This is a genomic window from Microcoleus sp. PH2017_08_TRC_O_A (genome assembly GCF_020738665.1).
Classification (GTDB): Bacteria; Cyanobacteriota; Cyanobacteriia; order Cyanobacteriales; family Microcoleaceae; genus Microcoleus.
Genome location: NZ_JAEQCE010000114.1, coordinates 1 through 15,417, shown reverse-complemented (window position 1 = coordinate 15,417; position 15,417 = coordinate 1). Strand labels below are relative to the sequence as shown.

The following is a 15,417-nucleotide window of genomic DNA, read 5'->3' as shown; positions in this document are numbered from 1 at the left end:
TGCCAAAAAGAATGACCACTTTTGAGGTGCCAAGGTTTTCTTTTGTATGCTGAGTCCACGTTTGTCCAATTAATTGGCGATTAGAGGCGTAGCGATCGCGAACTTTGCACCCGGGCCCAGAAACCCGGTTTCTACGAGAAATACTGTTTGGTGACAAGGCATACACAGAGAAACCGGGTTTCTTGAATCCTGCGCGTAAATCCCGATCGCCCAACTGCTCAAACATCCTTAATATAAGAAATGCTGTCCCGAATATTGTGGAAGCCCGCAGACTCGTAAAGTCGCAATGCACCGGAAGGATTTGCAGTATCCACGCCGAGAATCGCAGTCTCGACACCGGCAGCTTTTAGTCGCTGCAAACCAGCCAGCAACATCGCCCGTCCCAATCCAAGTTTGCGGAAACCGCGCCGCGTACCGAGAACGGCAATCCAGCCTTCATTTCGTCCAGTACGATCGCACTCCTCGACATTAATTTCGCAATAACAGAAAGCTGCAAAAGTCCCGTCAGCAGCAACTGCAATCAAGTCTAAATCCTTTCTGTAACTGGGTTTTGCTAAATCGTATTTGAATTTCTCGACTGTTAAATCGTGGTGATTCCAGTGATCGATAAACGACTGGTTGAACATTTCTACCCAAGCTTCCGAATCCTGTTCGCCGGGGAATAGACGCAGCGCAAAACCTTCTGGGAATTGGGCTTGGGCGATCGGTTCCGTGAGCGATCGCGCCATGCGACAAAAATAGCGATCGACCCTAAAACCGCAATTTGTGAGCACAGAAATGCGATCGGCATCCTGTGTCCTAACCCCCGATCGCAGCTTCACCTGCGCGCCCCGCAATGATGCTACCTCGCGCATCCGCCTTTCGCCCCAAGCCACTGCCGCCGCTTCCACATCTCCGCAGCGCGCCTCGGGGCGGACTGAAAACGACAGCCAACCATCGATGACTGTCCCAGGTTCAGAAATCCACAACTCGGCAAAACCGATTAATTTGCCGCCTGCATCTTCCCAAAGACAGATATCGCGCGCTAAATCTCGGGACGGTTGGTTAAATTCTTGTTGTAATTCCGAGATGGAAGTGCCTTGATCGAGCCGATCGACTTCTTCGCAAGTATTGATTAAATCGGCGATCGCAGTTAAATCGCTTTCGCCCGCATAGCAGCGCGCCGAGAGATTTGCCATCATAGCTAATCACCATTTTCGGTTATCGATCAATTTTAAAATAGCTTGGGCGATCGATCGAAGTGCGATCGTCTTCCAGGGCTTCCCTAACTGGTGAGTCGATCGGGCGATCGGGCGATCGACATTTCTGTTCAGAATCCGCCGATCGTGGTACTAAGATGTTTGTTAAACGAAAAAATGTGCTTTTCGCGACCAAAGTAACAAATTGTTACTTTGTTTCTCAGGAATGAGACCTCTGTCTCATTCCTTAGATATATTCAAGACCATCAAGTTCGTCACCAAGTTGACCAACTGAGATAAGAAATAATTTTTCGTCTAAGTTAAGGAGAACTCAATGCTTGACGCTTTTTCAAGAGCTGTAGTTTCAGCCGATGCCAGCACCTCCACCGTTGGTGATATTGCTGCCCTGAGAGCTTTCGTTGCCAGCGGCAACCGACGCTTGGATGCTGTAAACGCGATCGCCAGCAACGCTAGCTGCATGGTTTCCGACGCTGTTGCCGGTATGATCTGCGAAAACCAAGGCTTGATCCAAGCCGGTGGTAACTGCTACCCTAACCGTCGCATGGCTGCTTGCTTGCGCGATGCAGAAATCATCTTGCGCTATGTCACCTACGCCTTGTTGGCTGGTGATGCTTCCGTTCTTGACGACCGTTGCTTGAATGGTTTGAAAGAAACCTACGCAGCTTTGGGCGTACCCACCACCTCCACCGTGCGTGCAGTTCAAATCATGAAGGCTCAAGCCGCTGCTCACATCCAAGACAACCCCAGCGAAAAATTTGCTGGTGCTAAGTTGCGGAAAATGGGATCTATCGTAGTTGAAGATCGTTGCGCCAGCCTCGTTGCCGAATCTTCCAGCTACTTCGACCGTATCATTTCTGCACTGAGCTAGTCAATTGCTAATCGCAATCCGCTCAGCAAAATTGAAACTACGCTCACTGTCAAAATCACTTTAGGAGATTTAAGGAAATGAAATCAGTTCTCACCACCGCTATCGCCTCTGCTGATGCAGCAGGTCGCTTTCCTAGCACCTCTGATCTAGAATCAGTTCAAGGTTCTATCCAACGCTCTGCTGCTCGTTTAGAAGCTGCTGAAAAATTGGGCGCCAACCTGGATGCAGTTGCTAAAGAAGCTTATGATGCTTGCATCAAAAAGTATCCTTACTTGAACGAATCCGGTCAAGCTAACTCCACCGATACTTTCAAAGCAAAATGCCACCGCGACATCAAGCACTACCTGCGCTTGGTTCAATACTGCTTGGTAGTTGGCGGCACAGGCCCTCTTGATGAATGGGGTATTGCTGGTCAACGCGAAGTCTATCGCGCTTTGAGCTTGCCTACTGCTCCTTACGTTGAAGCATTAAGCTTTGCTCGTAACCGTGGTTGCACTCCTCGCGATATGTCTGCTCAAGCTTTGACTGAGTACAACGCTCTTCTTGACTACGCCATCAACTCCCTGTCCTAATTAATTAGACAGGTTTGTAATGTCGTGACTGGGTAATTTTTACCCCGACAAGTCTAGGAAATCTTGGCTCGTTGCTCTACCGATTTGGGTAAAGTAAGGGTAAAGAATTCCTGGGCTTGTTATTGTGTTTTAATAGGCATATGCTAATTTCTATCGGGCATCGGGCATCGGGCATCGGGCATCGGGCATCGGTAGCCCACTCTCCTCTTCTCCCATTCTCCCCCTCCCCACTCTATGGATAAACGCTTTTTTAGTTTTTTTAATTTAACAGAAGACCAGGCGATCGCCCTTTTAGATACGCCACAAGACCAAATCGGCGAAGAAGATTCTCGCTACATAGCCGCTTCCCATCTGATAAACTTTCCCACAGATCGATCGATCGCAGCACTGATCCGAGCAGTACAGCAAACCGATCCGGTGCTAGAAAACCGGATTGTGCGCCGCAAGTCGGTGGAAACCTTGGGAAGACTGCAAGCTGTCCAAGCATTGCCGGTGATTCGCACCTGTCTGAGCGATGATGACTGCTACACCGTGGAAAATGCGGTTTGGGCGATCGGCGAAATTGGCACTCAAGACGCCGATATGTTAGAAGAAGTTGCTCAATTGCTCGATAAACCAGGACAAACCTACCGAGTAATCATCCACACCCTGACTAAATTAGATTATCAACCAGCCGAGACCAGAATTCGCAAATTTGTTGACGATCTCGATCCACCGACTGCTAGTGCTGCGATCGCCGCAATTTGCCGCCTAACCAGAGACTTTTCTAAAATGGGACAAGTTGTCGCCATGCTGCAACACAAAAATGTCCTAGGGCGCAGACTATCAATTCAAGATTTGATTGACGCCCACCACTACGAGGCCATTCCCAACATTGCCAAATGTCCCGTATCTTTAGTCTTTCGCCTCAGGGGAATTCGGATGCTAGCAGCAGCCGGAATCGCCGACAAATCCCTTACCTTTGACACCATTCAACCCTATTTAGAACAAACCTTACGGGATAAACCAGGGGATTTGGATTTAGTCCACAGCTATGAAGAATTACCAGAATTACCGTTTCTGATTAACCAATTATACGAAACAGATTTTGGTCGTTGCTATTTAGCAACTAAAACAATTTTAGAACATTATTCAGAGGAGGCACCATCTGCACTTTTTGCCACCTTTGCCGAAGAAGCAAACAATGACTATGGAGCGCATTTTCATGTAGTAAAATTGTTTGGTTGGCTCAAACACTCTCCCGCCTACGATTTGTTATTGGAAGCTTTGAATAACCCCCAACCCCAGTTTCAGAAATCCCGTGCGGCGGCTGCGATCGCCCTAGGGGAACTCGGAGAAAAGCGTGCCATTCCAGAATTGAAAACCTGTCTGGAAACTAAAATCTGGGATTTGAAGTATGCTGCATTAATGGCACTAGAAAAACTTGGTGATGTTAGTGGTTATGAAGTTGCTGCGGCTGACCAAGATTGGTTAGTTCAAGCTAAAATAGATGCTCATACTTCTTTAACATCTGAAATATAGTAGGGACACGGCAGTGCCGTGTCCCTACAGCCGGACACGGCAGTGCCGTGTCCCTACCTGAGACGGGAGGCAGAAACCGGGTTTTTTTACCAAAATACTGCATCCCAGCTTTTAATACTGGTAAAAACCCGGTTTCTTAGATATTTATGCGTCCAGGATTGTTAATTCAGCTTAAATTAGAAAACCTAAAACCCCAAAAATTATGACAACAGATGCTTTGTTTGAAAAACTAAAACACCCGAATCCTCATATGCGCGATCGGGCGATGTTTGAAATTGCCGATTCCCGCGATGAAAATACAATTCCTCGACTGGTGGCCATTTTAGACGACGAAGATGTCACCTATCGTCGGGCGGCAGTGAAGGTGTTAGGTGCGATCGGTGAGGATGCCATATCACCGGTGGTTGACGCCATGTTAAACAGTGAGAATGTGACTGTGCGAGGGAGTGCGGCGAAGGTATTGGCGCAAGTTGCGATTAATTATCCAGAGTTGCCTTTCCCAGAAGTGGGCTTGCAGGGATTGAAAAAGGCGATCGATGATGCTAATCCTGTGGTGCATATTGCAGCGGTGATGGCCTTGGGACAGATGGGCTCCTCTGCCTTTGAGATTTTGGTGGAATCGCTGAATACAACGGATAATGTAGCGGTACAGGTGGCGATTGTGAGTGCGTTGGCCTCTGTGGGCGATCGACGTTGTGTAGAAGTTCTCACCACATTTGCGAATGATGAAACCGTGGATTCCTATGTGCGGGAATCAGCGACAAGTTCTTTATCGCGATTGGATTTGGTGATGAATTATAAGCGCGCAGAATAGGTTGATGGTTGCGTGTTGAACGATATGTAAGCAAAAATTGTAATGGTCAGAAAAACTCACCCAAAGCCAGAAGTTGAGGATGCGTTGAGATACGCTGAAAAAAATGGATGGCGCGTTGATGTTGGTGGTTCTCATGCTTGGGGGAAAATTTATTGTCCCTACAACGATAAAGAGTGTAGAAGCGGGATTTTTTGTATATCCAGTATTTGGAGTACCCCAAAAAACTCAGGGAATCATGGAAAACAAATTCGCCGAGTAGTGGATAATTGCACAAAGCATAACGATGTGAATGAGTCTTCCTCGGAGGAGGAATAAAAAATGAACGAGTATGATTTTACTTTGAAGTTTAATCTGAACAATTCCCCAGCCGATCCTGATAATTTTATTGAGAGACTGTATGCAAGTGGCTGTGACGATGCCTTAATTGGAGTTGGAAATAAAGAATATGTAGCACTAAATTTTATCCGCGAGGGATCGTCGGCTTATGAAGCTATTTCTAGTGCGATTAATGATATCAAAAAAGCTGTTCCAAGTGTTACTCTAATTGAAGCAGCACCAGATTTAGTTGGCTTGACGGATGCAGCTAAAATTCTGGGTTATACTCAACTGCAAATGAGAAATCTCTCGATCGAAAGCAAATCAAGATTTCCGATTCCTGTTTATGAAGGTACACATTCTATTTGGCATTTAGCGGAAATTTTAATTTGGTTGCGCGAAAATCGAATGCACTCAATTGATGATACGCTGTTAGATATCGCTCAAACCAATATGAATATTAACATTGCCACGAGTTGGCAAAAGATCCCTCTTGATACCCAAGAAAGTATCAAGGCGCTGGCTGTTTAGACTGGTTTGTGCGATATTACTGAGGCACATTGCAATCTAAGGAAAACACCAATGAAAATTAAAGTCAAAAATCTTGGTGCCCTAAAACAAGCCGAATTCACCCTTGGCGAGTTGACAATTATTTGTGGCGGCAACAATACCGGAAAGACCTACGCTACCTATGCACTGTTTGGCTTTTTGTTTACTTGGCGGCAGATTTTGGCGATCGAAATCAACGACGATAATATCCAACAACTCCTTGCTGACGGCGTAATTCATCTAGACATACAAGAATATGTCAAACAGGCAGAGCAAATTGTTTTTAAAGCTTGTCAAGTTTATACACAGCAATTGCCTCAGATTTTTGCAGCACAGGCTAAAAGATTTAAAAAAACAGAGTTTCAGGTAAACCTAGACATCAAAAATATTACCTTGGCAAGCCAATTTCAGTCAACACTAGGATCTGCAAATGTCGAATTATTCTCGATGACCAAAAGAGAAGATAGTAGAGAATTAGTTGTCACCTTGCTCGTTGAAAAAGAAAAGGCAAAAATTCCCAATGAAATAATTAAACAAACCATTGCCGATGCACTGAAACATATTATTTTTGACGAAATTATTCCTCGTCCTTTTATCGCTAGTGCAGAGCGAACTGGTGCAGCTATTTTTCGCAAAGAGTTGAATTTTGCCCGTAATAGATTGCTTGAACAAATGGGTAAAAGCAACAATAATATCAATCCAATGCAGCTTTTATTTAAAGCTTATCAGGACTACGCTTTGCCAATCAAGACAAACGTTGACTTTACGAGGGAACTGGAAACCATTGTTAAAAAAAGCAGTTTTATTGCTGAGGAACATCCTGATATACTGGCAGATTTTGCTGACATAATCGGTGGCCAATACACTGTTACTCGTAATGATGAACTTTATTATGAGCCGAATGGTAAAAGGCTCAAGCTTTCTATGGATGAAAGTTCTAGTGCTGTGCGTTCTCTATTAGACATCGGTTTTTACCTAAAACATGAGGCTCAGATTGGTGATTTACTGATGATAGATGAACCAGAATTAAATCTACATCCTGAAAACCAGCGCCGCGTCGCACGGCTATTTGCCCGCTTGGTAAATCTGGGTATTAAGGTTTTTATTACCACCCACAGCGATTACATTATTAAAGAACTGAATACGTTGATTATGCTTAACCATGACAAACCTCATCTGAAGCGAGTTGCTGAAGAAGAAGGTTATCGGGAAGTAGAACTAATTTCGTCTAACAAAATCAAAGTTTATATTGCGGAAGAGGCAGGGAGTACAAAAACAAATAAATGTCAAACGCTGACACCAGCCGATATTGACCCAGAAATGGGTATTGAAGCCCGCAGTTTTGATACAACTATTGAAACGATGAACAGGATTCAGGAATCGATTGTTTGGGGTCAGGATTAATGTCTGATATTGCTATCCTCAAAGAGATGATTAAGGAAAGTGCTACAGTACCATTGGAAGAACACAAAGGTAAAAAGCAAGTTATACTCAAAGAGCCTCCGCCTGCTGACTATTCTGTCACGATTGATGGAATGCCTGATGATGCTCAAGTTATTGTCATTAAAGCCGATGCTTTCCCAGCACCAAACAAGATTTTTACCAGCTCAAAAGGTCAGTGCAAACGTGCTGATTTTGTGATCGTTGCTGATACTCCCACAGAAAAAATCATCTTTTGCATTGAGATGAAGAAAAATAAAGACCAGAATTCAAAAATTATCCAGCAACTAACGGGCGCAAAATGCTTTGTTGACTATTGTCAGGAAATCGGAAAAGCATTTTGGAATCAACAGAACTTTCTTGATGCTTATGAATATCGTTTTGTCAGTATCGGTCATATTAGCATTTCCAAAGGGAAAACACGCATTAACCGCTTAACTGAGACTCATGACCGTTTAAATGAGACTCATGACCGTCCTGATAGGATGCTGAAAATTAGTAGACCCAATAAACTTCAGTTCAATCATTTGATCTACGGGAGATAGATAGTTTTGTGAACGTCAAAATCAGCGCTTCAGGACTTATCTATGACCTTCCAAACAGCTTTTTACCTTTTACCCCTTCCTCCTTTCAACCTTAAAAACATCCTCAATACTTTTCCCAGATGTTTTTTCCTCCCAGCCCATCGCCATCAAAAAACTCTCAGCAGACGCAGTTTCCACCACATCAACCCCCCATTCTCCCGTTTGCAGCGCCTCAACATCGCTACTCAATGGCGGAGTCTTTTTCAATCCCGCTAAAATCAAAACATCAGGAAAAGAATCATCAACTTTTCCTTGACTCATCCGCTTATTTACCAAAGATTCAGCGCAAAACTCCCCAACTTGAGGTGGCGCAAAATCATGAGTAGAAAATAAAACTTCTACCATCCAATGAGCATGATTTAATTGACGGCACTTAATCCCAGGATATTGACTTAAACCCTCAGCAAATACCAGAGTCAAATCTTCTCTACTTAAGGTTGGAAAGATACCCTCTTGCATATCAAAATTGTGGGAAAGCAACATCCGCCCTGTTCCAGATTCTGTCATATTTTTAGTTACTTAATTTGAGAAATTGCTAACTTAATTACTCCTTGCACAGCCGCCTCTGATTCCTTGGCTAATGCAGCTTGTAGCGGCTCGATCGCACTTCGATCGCCCACTTTCATCAAAGACAAGGCCGCCGCCCTGCGACTTTCGCCATCGCCATGATGCAGCAACTCAATCAGGTTGGGGATTGCAGGCTTATAGGCGAGATTTCCCAAAGCAGCCGCCGCCTCGCAACGCACGTCAACATCAACATCCGTTAGAGACTTCACCAAAATCTCAAATAAGTCTGCTTTCGGCTCTTCCTGGGCGACTTTGGCGATCGCCCCAACCACCGCCCCGCGCACCACAGGCGAATCAGACGCTATTGCCCGATACAAATACTCCTTCGCACCCGCCCCAATAAACGCCAACGCCCAAGCCGCATGACCGATCGTACTTTCCGGCAAATCGGTAGATGCTAAAATATCCAACAAAGCCTGCACAGAAGGTTCACCAATCCTCGCCAGCGCCCCAATCGACGAACCCTTAACCACCGTATCCTCATCATTTAACAAAGCATGAATTAAATTAGGAACAGCAGTCGGATCGCCAATCAAAGTCAGAGTTTTACCCGCAGCACGCCGCACAACCGGATTAACATGATTTCCCAAAGCATCCAACAAAAAAGGAGTCGCCGCTTCACCAATTTCCGCCAGAGTTTCCGCACAACGCAGTCGAGTCATCCCCCGCGTATCACCCAAAGATTCAACCAGACTCCTCAAAAGCTCAGCATCATTAACATCAAAAGTATCTAAATCTATTTGTTCAGTAACTTGTTGAAGCAAAGCATCTGTTTCGGCATGAGCTAACACAATTGCAGCATCTTGGGATTGAGCATTAGAATTGACCATCATTGCCACCTAATTATTAGTAGTTATCGCCGCCAATTGAGTGCGGAGACTGTCTAGTCCAGCATCAATTTTAGCAAGTTCCGGCTCAATTTTAGCCATAGCTGCTTTCTGTGGTAGCTTAGCCTTTTGTGCCGCCGCCATCGTTTCATTCACCAAACGTTCCCGATACCGCTCAAATTCGGCAATGACTTCCACCAATTCTTCAGCCTCTATCTGTGTTGAATCTTCTGTTAAATCTGCGGCAGATTCATCACGAGCCGATGTTGTCAATTCTTCGTTTTCAGACATAGTTTTGAGAGTTTAATAACAGTTGAAAACAGTTAGGCGATCGAGTTCAGTTAAACTCACATCATACAGGATTCTTAGGAACTGGCAAGATGCCAGTTCCACAACCAATTAATTTTATTGTGGGGCGGGCATCTTGCCCGCCCAGTTAGTTGCTTGTGGGGTGGGCATCCTGCCCGCCCAGTGGCTTGTGGGGTGGGCATCGAACTGGCAAGATGCCAGTTCCACAACCAATTAATTTTATTGTGGGGTGGGCATCCTGCCCGCCCAGTTGCTTGTGGGGTGGGCATCCTGCCCGCCCTAAAAAAATATTGACAATAGTTGAATTTGACCAATCAAAAAGCATTTTTTCCAGAGACTTTAACGCGACACCGCAGCAGCCTCAGAAACTCTCAAGCGATTGTGTTCCAACAACTCTTCTAAAACAGACGGAGAAATACAACGACGCTCAGAACAGTATGCCATTTGTTTAACCCCATTGCTCATTTGAACCGTCATCACCCGCACTCGAAAATGATCGTTAATAAACCAACAGCGTTCCTGTCCTTGATTTGTCTCATATTCCGTCTCAATAGTCAATACCCCATCATCAGCAAAATGGTAAATACCAATTACCGGAATACCTTCAACGTAGCCTCTATTTCTGAGAAACTTACCCATTTTCGGGTTATTGGGATTGGGTACATCGATAAGTATTGCAGCATAATTTTGGTTCGGGATGGCATCATCCAAATTATCTTGCCACATAAAACTGCATCCCCCACTAACCAAAGCAGGATCTACATTTTGCTGTTGACAAACCTCTAAAACTCTGGGATCATCAATTGATAAGACATCAATCATGACATTGGATTCTCCCGACTCATCAGCAGCAGCAGTATCAAAATTGTGGACTGTTCGCTGAGTGAACCAAACGCCCTCACTCTTGCGAAAGAAATCCATCATAGTCATCGGTGGTGTTAGCAGCATTTCTATGTCAACTTAGCGAGAGGAATCAAGTAGCATCGGAATTATTGCCGAAATTAGGAGACGGCTTTTGGAGTGTCCCTACAATATTATTTTGGGTAGGGAGACGGCACTGCCGTGTCCTCTATATCATTCCTTCCCCTTGTGAAGGGGATGGGAGGAGAATCCGATCGAATTTTGGTTAAGAAAATTAACTTTCTGGCGATCGCACAACAATCAAATTCTAGGATAAATGACACCGGACAACTTTGAGCAATTCCATCAATAAATCTTCAAAAATATAATGGCACTTCGTCAACACTCATTTTTCCTCTCTGAACCCCTGACTCTCACAGAAGTCTTACAAGCTATCGAGGAAAGCAAAAGCCTAGCTCAAACCAACCTCCAGGGAATCAACCTCAGCCAAATGGATTTATCCGGGATTGATTTGAGCGGAGCAAACTTGATTGGCGCGGGCCTCAGCAAAACCAATTTCCAAGGTGCAAATCTCCAGGGAGTAGATTTGCGGCGCGCCAATCTCCGAGACGCCAATTTGAGTGGAGCAAATTTACAAGAAAGTTATTTTTTTCGAGCTGATTTACAAGGTTGCAATCTAGTTGATTCCAAGCTAGAATCAGCTAAATTTAAATTAGCTTTATATGATAGCAAGACTATGTGGCCAGAAGGATTTAATTACCAAAAATCCGAAGCTATTGGCCCGAAAGCTAGTCTGAGCGGAGCTTTTTTGAATGCAGCCAATCTCCGAGGAGCGGATTTAAGTTATTGCAATCTGCGAGGTGCTTATCTCAGTGGAGCGGATTTAACGGGAGCAAATTTAGAAGGAGCGGCATTAAGTGGCGCTAATCTTCAGAATGCTTTTTTGACTGGTGCTTATTTGCGAAATGCCATGTTAATTGGAGCTGAATTGCAAGGCGCAGATTTACGGGCTGCTGATTTGACTGGAGCAAATTTAGATCAATTGCAAAGTATTGCGGGTGCTGATTTCAGCTTGGTACAAGGATTGAGCGCCGAAACAAGAGCGATGCTTTGCAGTCGCAATTCCAAGGAGTTAGGTACTTGGAATCCTTATACTCGGAATAACACAGCTCAAAGTCTTGCAAATTAGATATCGTTTGTAGTGCGGACTTAAGTCCGCAAATTCAGAGGACTAAAGTCCTCACTACAAACCGTTTGTAGTGCGGACTTAAGTCCGCAAATTCAGAGGACTAAAGTCCTCACTACGAACAAATTTTAATTTTCCTATAAATTGCGTTCCAAATCGAACAGAAAACCGTGAATATACTCCTCAGTCCACTCCTCACCATAGAACCGCAGAAACATCCCCCTCGCAGGATCTTTCGCCGCACGATAGTTGATATAATTGCGTTGAGCCTGAAGAATCTCGACCAATCTCTGACTGTCGGTGACTGGTTGCGCGCGATCGACCAAATCGAGATAAGCTTGTAGATAATCCTTAAAAGCGTCAAACACAAGAGTCTGCACAGCCTCAGTTTCCTTAGGACGAGTCCACAGAAAAGCCGGAGAAAAGAAAGGTTTTGCCTCTTCAGGAAAATCTCCCCCCCAGGGCAAATCTTTTTGATACTTGTTAAAAATCGGTAAAATCGGCTCTGAGTATTGCTTTTGATAGGCCGCATCATGAAAAAGCGGCTGCATATCCAAAGCAATCAAATGTCCCCCCGGTAAAGTCACCAAATCCGCCCCAAAAAAAGGCAAATCATAATTAATTTGCGGGAAAATCACAAAATTCAAAACCTGAAGAGCATCACCGCCCTCAACATGAGCCGCCCGAATTTGTCGCAGTTTGGGCGATTGAAAAGCATAGCTAGTAGTGACAACCAACTGCTCTTTTTTTCCTTTCCCAGTGATACATTCTTTTTTTTCAAAACCTGCTGGAATCGGATATGGAGCTAAGTCAAGTCGCTCCCTGAGCAGTGGGATGGCGTAATCTAAAAAAGGCTGATAGAGAGTCATTTTTAATTTATTTTGTCCCGGCGGGAACCGCTAAGGGAACAGCATCTTCAAACAAAAACTCGTACAAAAAGCGCTCTGACCATTCATGACCAAAATAGCTGCCGAACAGCCCGGATGCGGGGTCTCTTTCTGCACTATACTGATCGTATTCTTTCTGTGCTTTCACAATCCGCTGAATTTCTTCGGGAGTTGTCAGGGGAGTAGCTTGCTGTAGCATTTTCCAGTACAACTGGACGTATTCTTGATAGGCGGGAAACAATTGGTTCACTACTGTTTCGGCGTCGGTTTTGGCAAAGAGCAAATTCTTGGAAAAATACTGGTTGGCATCATAAAACTTCATTTCTAAGTCTTGTACCAACGAGCTGTATTTAGCTCGAATTTCGGTCAACGGTTCGATATACTTGTCTGTGTAAGCCCGATCGCGAAATAACGGCTGAAAATCTATCACCACCAAGATTTTCTTTTGTCCAAACGCTAAAAAATCAATCCCTAGCAACGGCACATCGTAATTGTGGCTTGGATAAATGACACTGTTAAAAATTTGTGCCGTTTCCCCAGCATCGATGTAGGTGTAGCGAATTTTTCGCAATTCAGGGCATTGATAACACCAGCTTTGAATTGTGGCGGGATTTTTACCTCTTTCACTCACCACAGATTCCAATCCAGAGGGAATGGGACGGCTCTCTAGTGCAAAGTTCTCAAACAGTTCTTTTTCTAGAAATTGCTGAAATGGCTTAAACATAGATTATAATTTAGCTCCTTCAATCTCTCCCTGAACACAGGATAATAGGCGATCGCCCTGGGCCTAGTCTCTTTTATGGATAACAAAGTAATATTTCGTTATGAAACCAAACGTGCGATCGCACTTAATCTAATGAAGACTTTTACCACACTCTCATCTTTGATTCTCTCAAATGTAACAAATCTTAATCAATTTTCTCATAATTCTAGTCTATAACTTGAATTGTACTCAATTCCCTCCGGACAATTTTAATAGCTATGCAATTAAGTGAAAGAGCAAAACAATTAATTCCCAAAGCGAGAATTGTCAGCTTTGCTACTTGGAAAAATATCTATCCAGATGAAGTAATTGCCATTTTTCAAAAGGCTGACGATGAAAGTCGATATCTCACAGATGAAGATTTAGAAATCATCAAAAATCTGGTTCCCGATACCTCTTCAATGTTAGAACAAGCAAGATTGCTGCGAGAGCAAGCTCCTAATCTTGTATCGAATGCCAGGGAAAAGGTGTTAGCCGACTTTCCAAATATCACCGAACCAGACAATGACCTCTATCCTGCTGAACGCGCCGAAGCTTGTTGGCGAGATTTTTGGCATTTCTTGCGCTCCGTCTCCTATAGCATAGCAGGGAAAAACCCGGAATTTACCAGTCAAGCAGGACTAGAAAACATGGAACTACTTTATCAAGAATTGCGAGTTCCCGTGGCGGCGATGCTCTGTGGATTACAACAATTAAAAATAGTCAGTTTACAGCAATTTAGTTCTGAGGAACAGCATTTATCTGGTCTTGCTTTTGACAATTTAATCGCTGGCTTAAAACAGTTCAATCAAGTTTGACCGCTTAACAATCGCAGGAATTAACCACAGGCATTTAAGAAACCGGGTTCGTTCGCCCACATTCCTCGCACTTCAGGCCATATTTCCCGAAAAAACCCGGTTTCTGCCTCTAGAACTTGATAAAATATTCTTAATTGCGATCGAGCAAATTTTCTAAAGCCGCACCAACCACTCGATGATGGGAGTCTTGCCGCAGTTGACTCAACACCTGCTTCGCTTCTGGATCATCAAAATGCTTCAAAGCAGATGCAGTGTGCTGGCGAATCCCTTCATACTCAGAACTAGCCAGCGCCAACAACCGAGCCAATGCCGCTGCTTCCTGACTGCTTCCAGCTAAAGCACCGAGCGCGTCCACAGCCGCTTCCTGGGTGGTCATATCTTCCCCCGCCAAAGCTTCCACGCACACCTCAAACAGTTCGTTGTAGCACTCCATATCTACCAGCGCCCCCAAAATGCTGCGACGCACCAGCCAGTGGTCATCCTGAATAAAAGTCAGCACTAAATGAGACGCAGCGCACCTACCGAAGAGCGACAGGGAATTTGCCGCTTCGGCGCGCACATTGGGAGTGTTATCAAGTTTCATGATTTGCAGCAAGGCGGCGAAAGATTCGGCGCTTTGCTGTTGTCCAAATCCCCTGCTGACAAAGGTACGGACTAAAAATTCTGGGTCGTTGAGCCGAGCTTTTAGCAAAGGAACGGCAATCTCTGGTGTATAATCTTTCAGAGCTGCGATCGCCTTGAGTCGATATTGAAAATCAGAATTATCTAGAAACGCTTCAATTTCGTGAATATCCATAACCGCAACAGAGCAGGACTTTTCCTTACTTTAAACAACAGGGTTCACTTTGTGCAACTTACCAAAATTATCTTAACACCGAAATCTTTTTTTGACCGTGAACCTCGTTTCTTTAAACTCTCTCATCAAATCTCGTCTGAAAACTTCCGTATTTGAACCAATATTGTCGCAGTTCATGATGAGGTGTATGCAAACTCCCTTTCCCTTGATAGAGCATCACTTGTCGGTGATTTCCCATCCAAACTCGTTTGAGCGGTTCCACAGAAATTAAGCATCCTCCTAGACTGGTGATATATTGCTAAAATCTCTCAACGGCTGGGTAGTCTAAAGTTTCAAAAATCAAAAATTCACCTGAAAAAATTAGGTGACGGCTTCGTATCCAAGCCTGCATTTTTTTATCGGCTATTGGGGGTAATAGCTGGTAAAAGTATAGTCATCTATTACATGACACGGGAGGCACCCGGTCCCTCCCCTTTCGCTTTCACTTCGAGCGGATTGACCCGCCTCGGCTGAGCTACGCCCACGACGTATCCCATCGCTGAAGGCATTTGGGATTGCTTTT

General features: G+C 44.5%; 18 protein-coding genes. 9 read left to right on the top strand and 9 right to left on the bottom strand.

Going from position 1 to position 15,417, the window contains the following annotated elements:
* Positions 1-218: 218 nt before the first annotated feature.
* Together JGK22_RS29265 and JGK22_RS29260 are read right to left on the bottom strand one after the other, a co-directional pair.
* The gene (locus tag JGK22_RS29265; RefSeq protein ID WP_293185003.1) at positions 219-1,181 is read right to left on the bottom strand and encodes a GNAT family N-acetyltransferase; all 963 of its coding nucleotides are present in this window, start codon (positions 1,179-1,181) and stop codon (positions 219-221) included.
* A gap of 19 nt (positions 1,182-1,200) precedes the next feature.
* Positions 1,201-1,374 carry a hypothetical protein gene (locus JGK22_RS29260; RefSeq protein WP_293185002.1) on the bottom strand — a complete coding sequence of 58 codons (174 nt, stop codon included), beginning with the start codon at positions 1,372-1,374 and terminating at the stop codon, positions 1,201-1,203.
* A gap of 138 nt (positions 1,375-1,512) precedes the next feature.
* Here JGK22_RS29260 and cpeB point away from each other — a divergent pair, with 138 nt between their 5' ends.
* The 7 genes from cpeB to JGK22_RS29225 all read left to right on the top strand — a co-directional run bounded on the left by cpeB (position 1,513) and on the right by JGK22_RS29225 (position 7,823).
* Positions 1,513-2,067, top strand: coding sequence for a C-phycoerythrin subunit beta (gene cpeB / locus JGK22_RS29255; protein WP_293185001.1), 555 nt, complete (start codon positions 1,513-1,515; stop codon positions 2,065-2,067).
* Positions 2,068-2,144: 77 nt separating this feature from the next.
* Positions 2,145-2,639, top strand: coding sequence for a bleomycin hydrolase (locus tag JGK22_RS29250; protein WP_293184999.1), 495 nt, complete (start codon positions 2,145-2,147; stop codon positions 2,637-2,639).
* Between the two features lie 234 nt (positions 2,640-2,873).
* Positions 2,874-4,160, top strand: a complete 1,287-nt coding sequence (locus JGK22_RS29245; RefSeq protein WP_293184998.1) for a HEAT repeat domain-containing protein — start codon at positions 2,874-2,876, stop codon at positions 4,158-4,160.
* Positions 4,161-4,362: 202 nt separating this feature from the next.
* Positions 4,363-4,974, top strand: coding sequence for a HEAT repeat domain-containing protein (locus JGK22_RS29240; RefSeq protein WP_293184997.1), 612 nt, complete (start codon positions 4,363-4,365; stop codon positions 4,972-4,974).
* Between the two features lie 318 nt (positions 4,975-5,292).
* On the top strand, positions 5,293-5,820 hold the full coding sequence (locus JGK22_RS29235; protein ID WP_293184996.1) for a hypothetical protein: 528 nt from the start codon (positions 5,293-5,295) through the stop codon (positions 5,818-5,820).
* Positions 5,821-5,871: 51 nt separating this feature from the next.
* Positions 5,872-7,242, top strand: coding sequence for an ATP-binding protein (locus JGK22_RS29230; protein ID WP_293198260.1), 1,371 nt, complete (start codon positions 5,872-5,874; stop codon positions 7,240-7,242).
* The gene (locus JGK22_RS29225) at positions 7,242-7,823 is read left to right on the top strand and encodes a hypothetical protein (protein WP_293184993.1); all 582 of its coding nucleotides are present in this window, start codon (positions 7,242-7,244) and stop codon (positions 7,821-7,823) included. Before JGK22_RS29230 ends, JGK22_RS29225 begins: the two co-directional genes overlap by 1 nt.
* A gap of 69 nt (positions 7,824-7,892) precedes the next feature.
* Here the strand turns inward: JGK22_RS29225 and JGK22_RS29220 are convergent, their stop codons facing one another.
* The 4 genes from JGK22_RS29220 to JGK22_RS29205 all read right to left on the bottom strand — a co-directional run bounded on the left by JGK22_RS29220 (position 7,893) and on the right by JGK22_RS29205 (position 10,513).
* Positions 7,893-8,369 carry a DUF2656 domain-containing protein gene (locus JGK22_RS29220; RefSeq protein WP_293314305.1) on the bottom strand — a complete coding sequence of 159 codons (477 nt, stop codon included), beginning with the start codon at positions 8,367-8,369 and terminating at the stop codon, positions 7,893-7,895.
* 8 nt (positions 8,370-8,377) lie between these two features.
* Entirely contained in the window at positions 8,378-9,262 is an 885-nt protein-coding gene (locus tag JGK22_RS29215; protein WP_293192375.1) for a HEAT repeat domain-containing protein, read from the bottom strand.
* A 6-nt stretch (positions 9,263-9,268) separates the two neighbouring features.
* Complete coding sequence (locus JGK22_RS29210; RefSeq protein ID WP_293184990.1) at positions 9,269-9,547, bottom strand: hypothetical protein; 279 nt, start codon at positions 9,545-9,547, stop codon at positions 9,269-9,271.
* 357 nt (positions 9,548-9,904) lie between these two features.
* Entirely contained in the window at positions 9,905-10,513 is a 609-nt protein-coding gene (locus tag JGK22_RS29205; RefSeq protein ID WP_293184989.1) for a phycobiliprotein lyase, read from the bottom strand.
* Positions 10,514-10,793: 280 nt separating this feature from the next.
* On the opposite strand from JGK22_RS29205, the gene JGK22_RS29200 reads away from it, so the two are divergent.
* Positions 10,794-11,615 (top strand): pentapeptide repeat-containing protein, encoded by an 822-nt coding sequence (locus JGK22_RS29200; protein ID WP_293184988.1) that lies wholly within the window; start codon positions 10,794-10,796, stop codon positions 11,613-11,615.
* Between the two features lie 134 nt (positions 11,616-11,749).
* Here the strand turns inward: JGK22_RS29200 and JGK22_RS29195 are convergent, their stop codons facing one another.
* A complete protein-coding gene (locus tag JGK22_RS29195) occupies positions 11,750-12,481 on the bottom strand; it encodes a phycoerythrobilin:ferredoxin oxidoreductase (RefSeq protein WP_293184987.1) in 732 nt (243 codons plus the stop codon).
* 7 nt (positions 12,482-12,488) lie between these two features.
* Positions 12,489-13,223 carry a 15,16-dihydrobiliverdin:ferredoxin oxidoreductase gene (locus JGK22_RS29190; RefSeq protein ID WP_293184986.1) on the bottom strand — a complete coding sequence of 245 codons (735 nt, stop codon included), beginning with the start codon at positions 13,221-13,223 and terminating at the stop codon, positions 12,489-12,491.
* 257 nt (positions 13,224-13,480) lie between these two features.
* Between JGK22_RS29190 and JGK22_RS29185 the strand changes: the two genes are divergently transcribed.
* Positions 13,481-14,059 (top strand): phycobilisome protein, encoded by a 579-nt coding sequence (locus tag JGK22_RS29185; protein ID WP_293220307.1) that lies wholly within the window; start codon positions 13,481-13,483, stop codon positions 14,057-14,059.
* Positions 14,060-14,189: 130 nt separating this feature from the next.
* Here JGK22_RS29185 and JGK22_RS29180 read toward each other — a convergent pair whose 3' ends face one another.
* Positions 14,190-14,855 (bottom strand): HEAT repeat domain-containing protein, encoded by a 666-nt coding sequence (locus tag JGK22_RS29180; RefSeq protein WP_293184982.1) that lies wholly within the window; start codon positions 14,853-14,855, stop codon positions 14,190-14,192.
* Positions 14,856-15,417 lie beyond the last annotated feature (562 nt).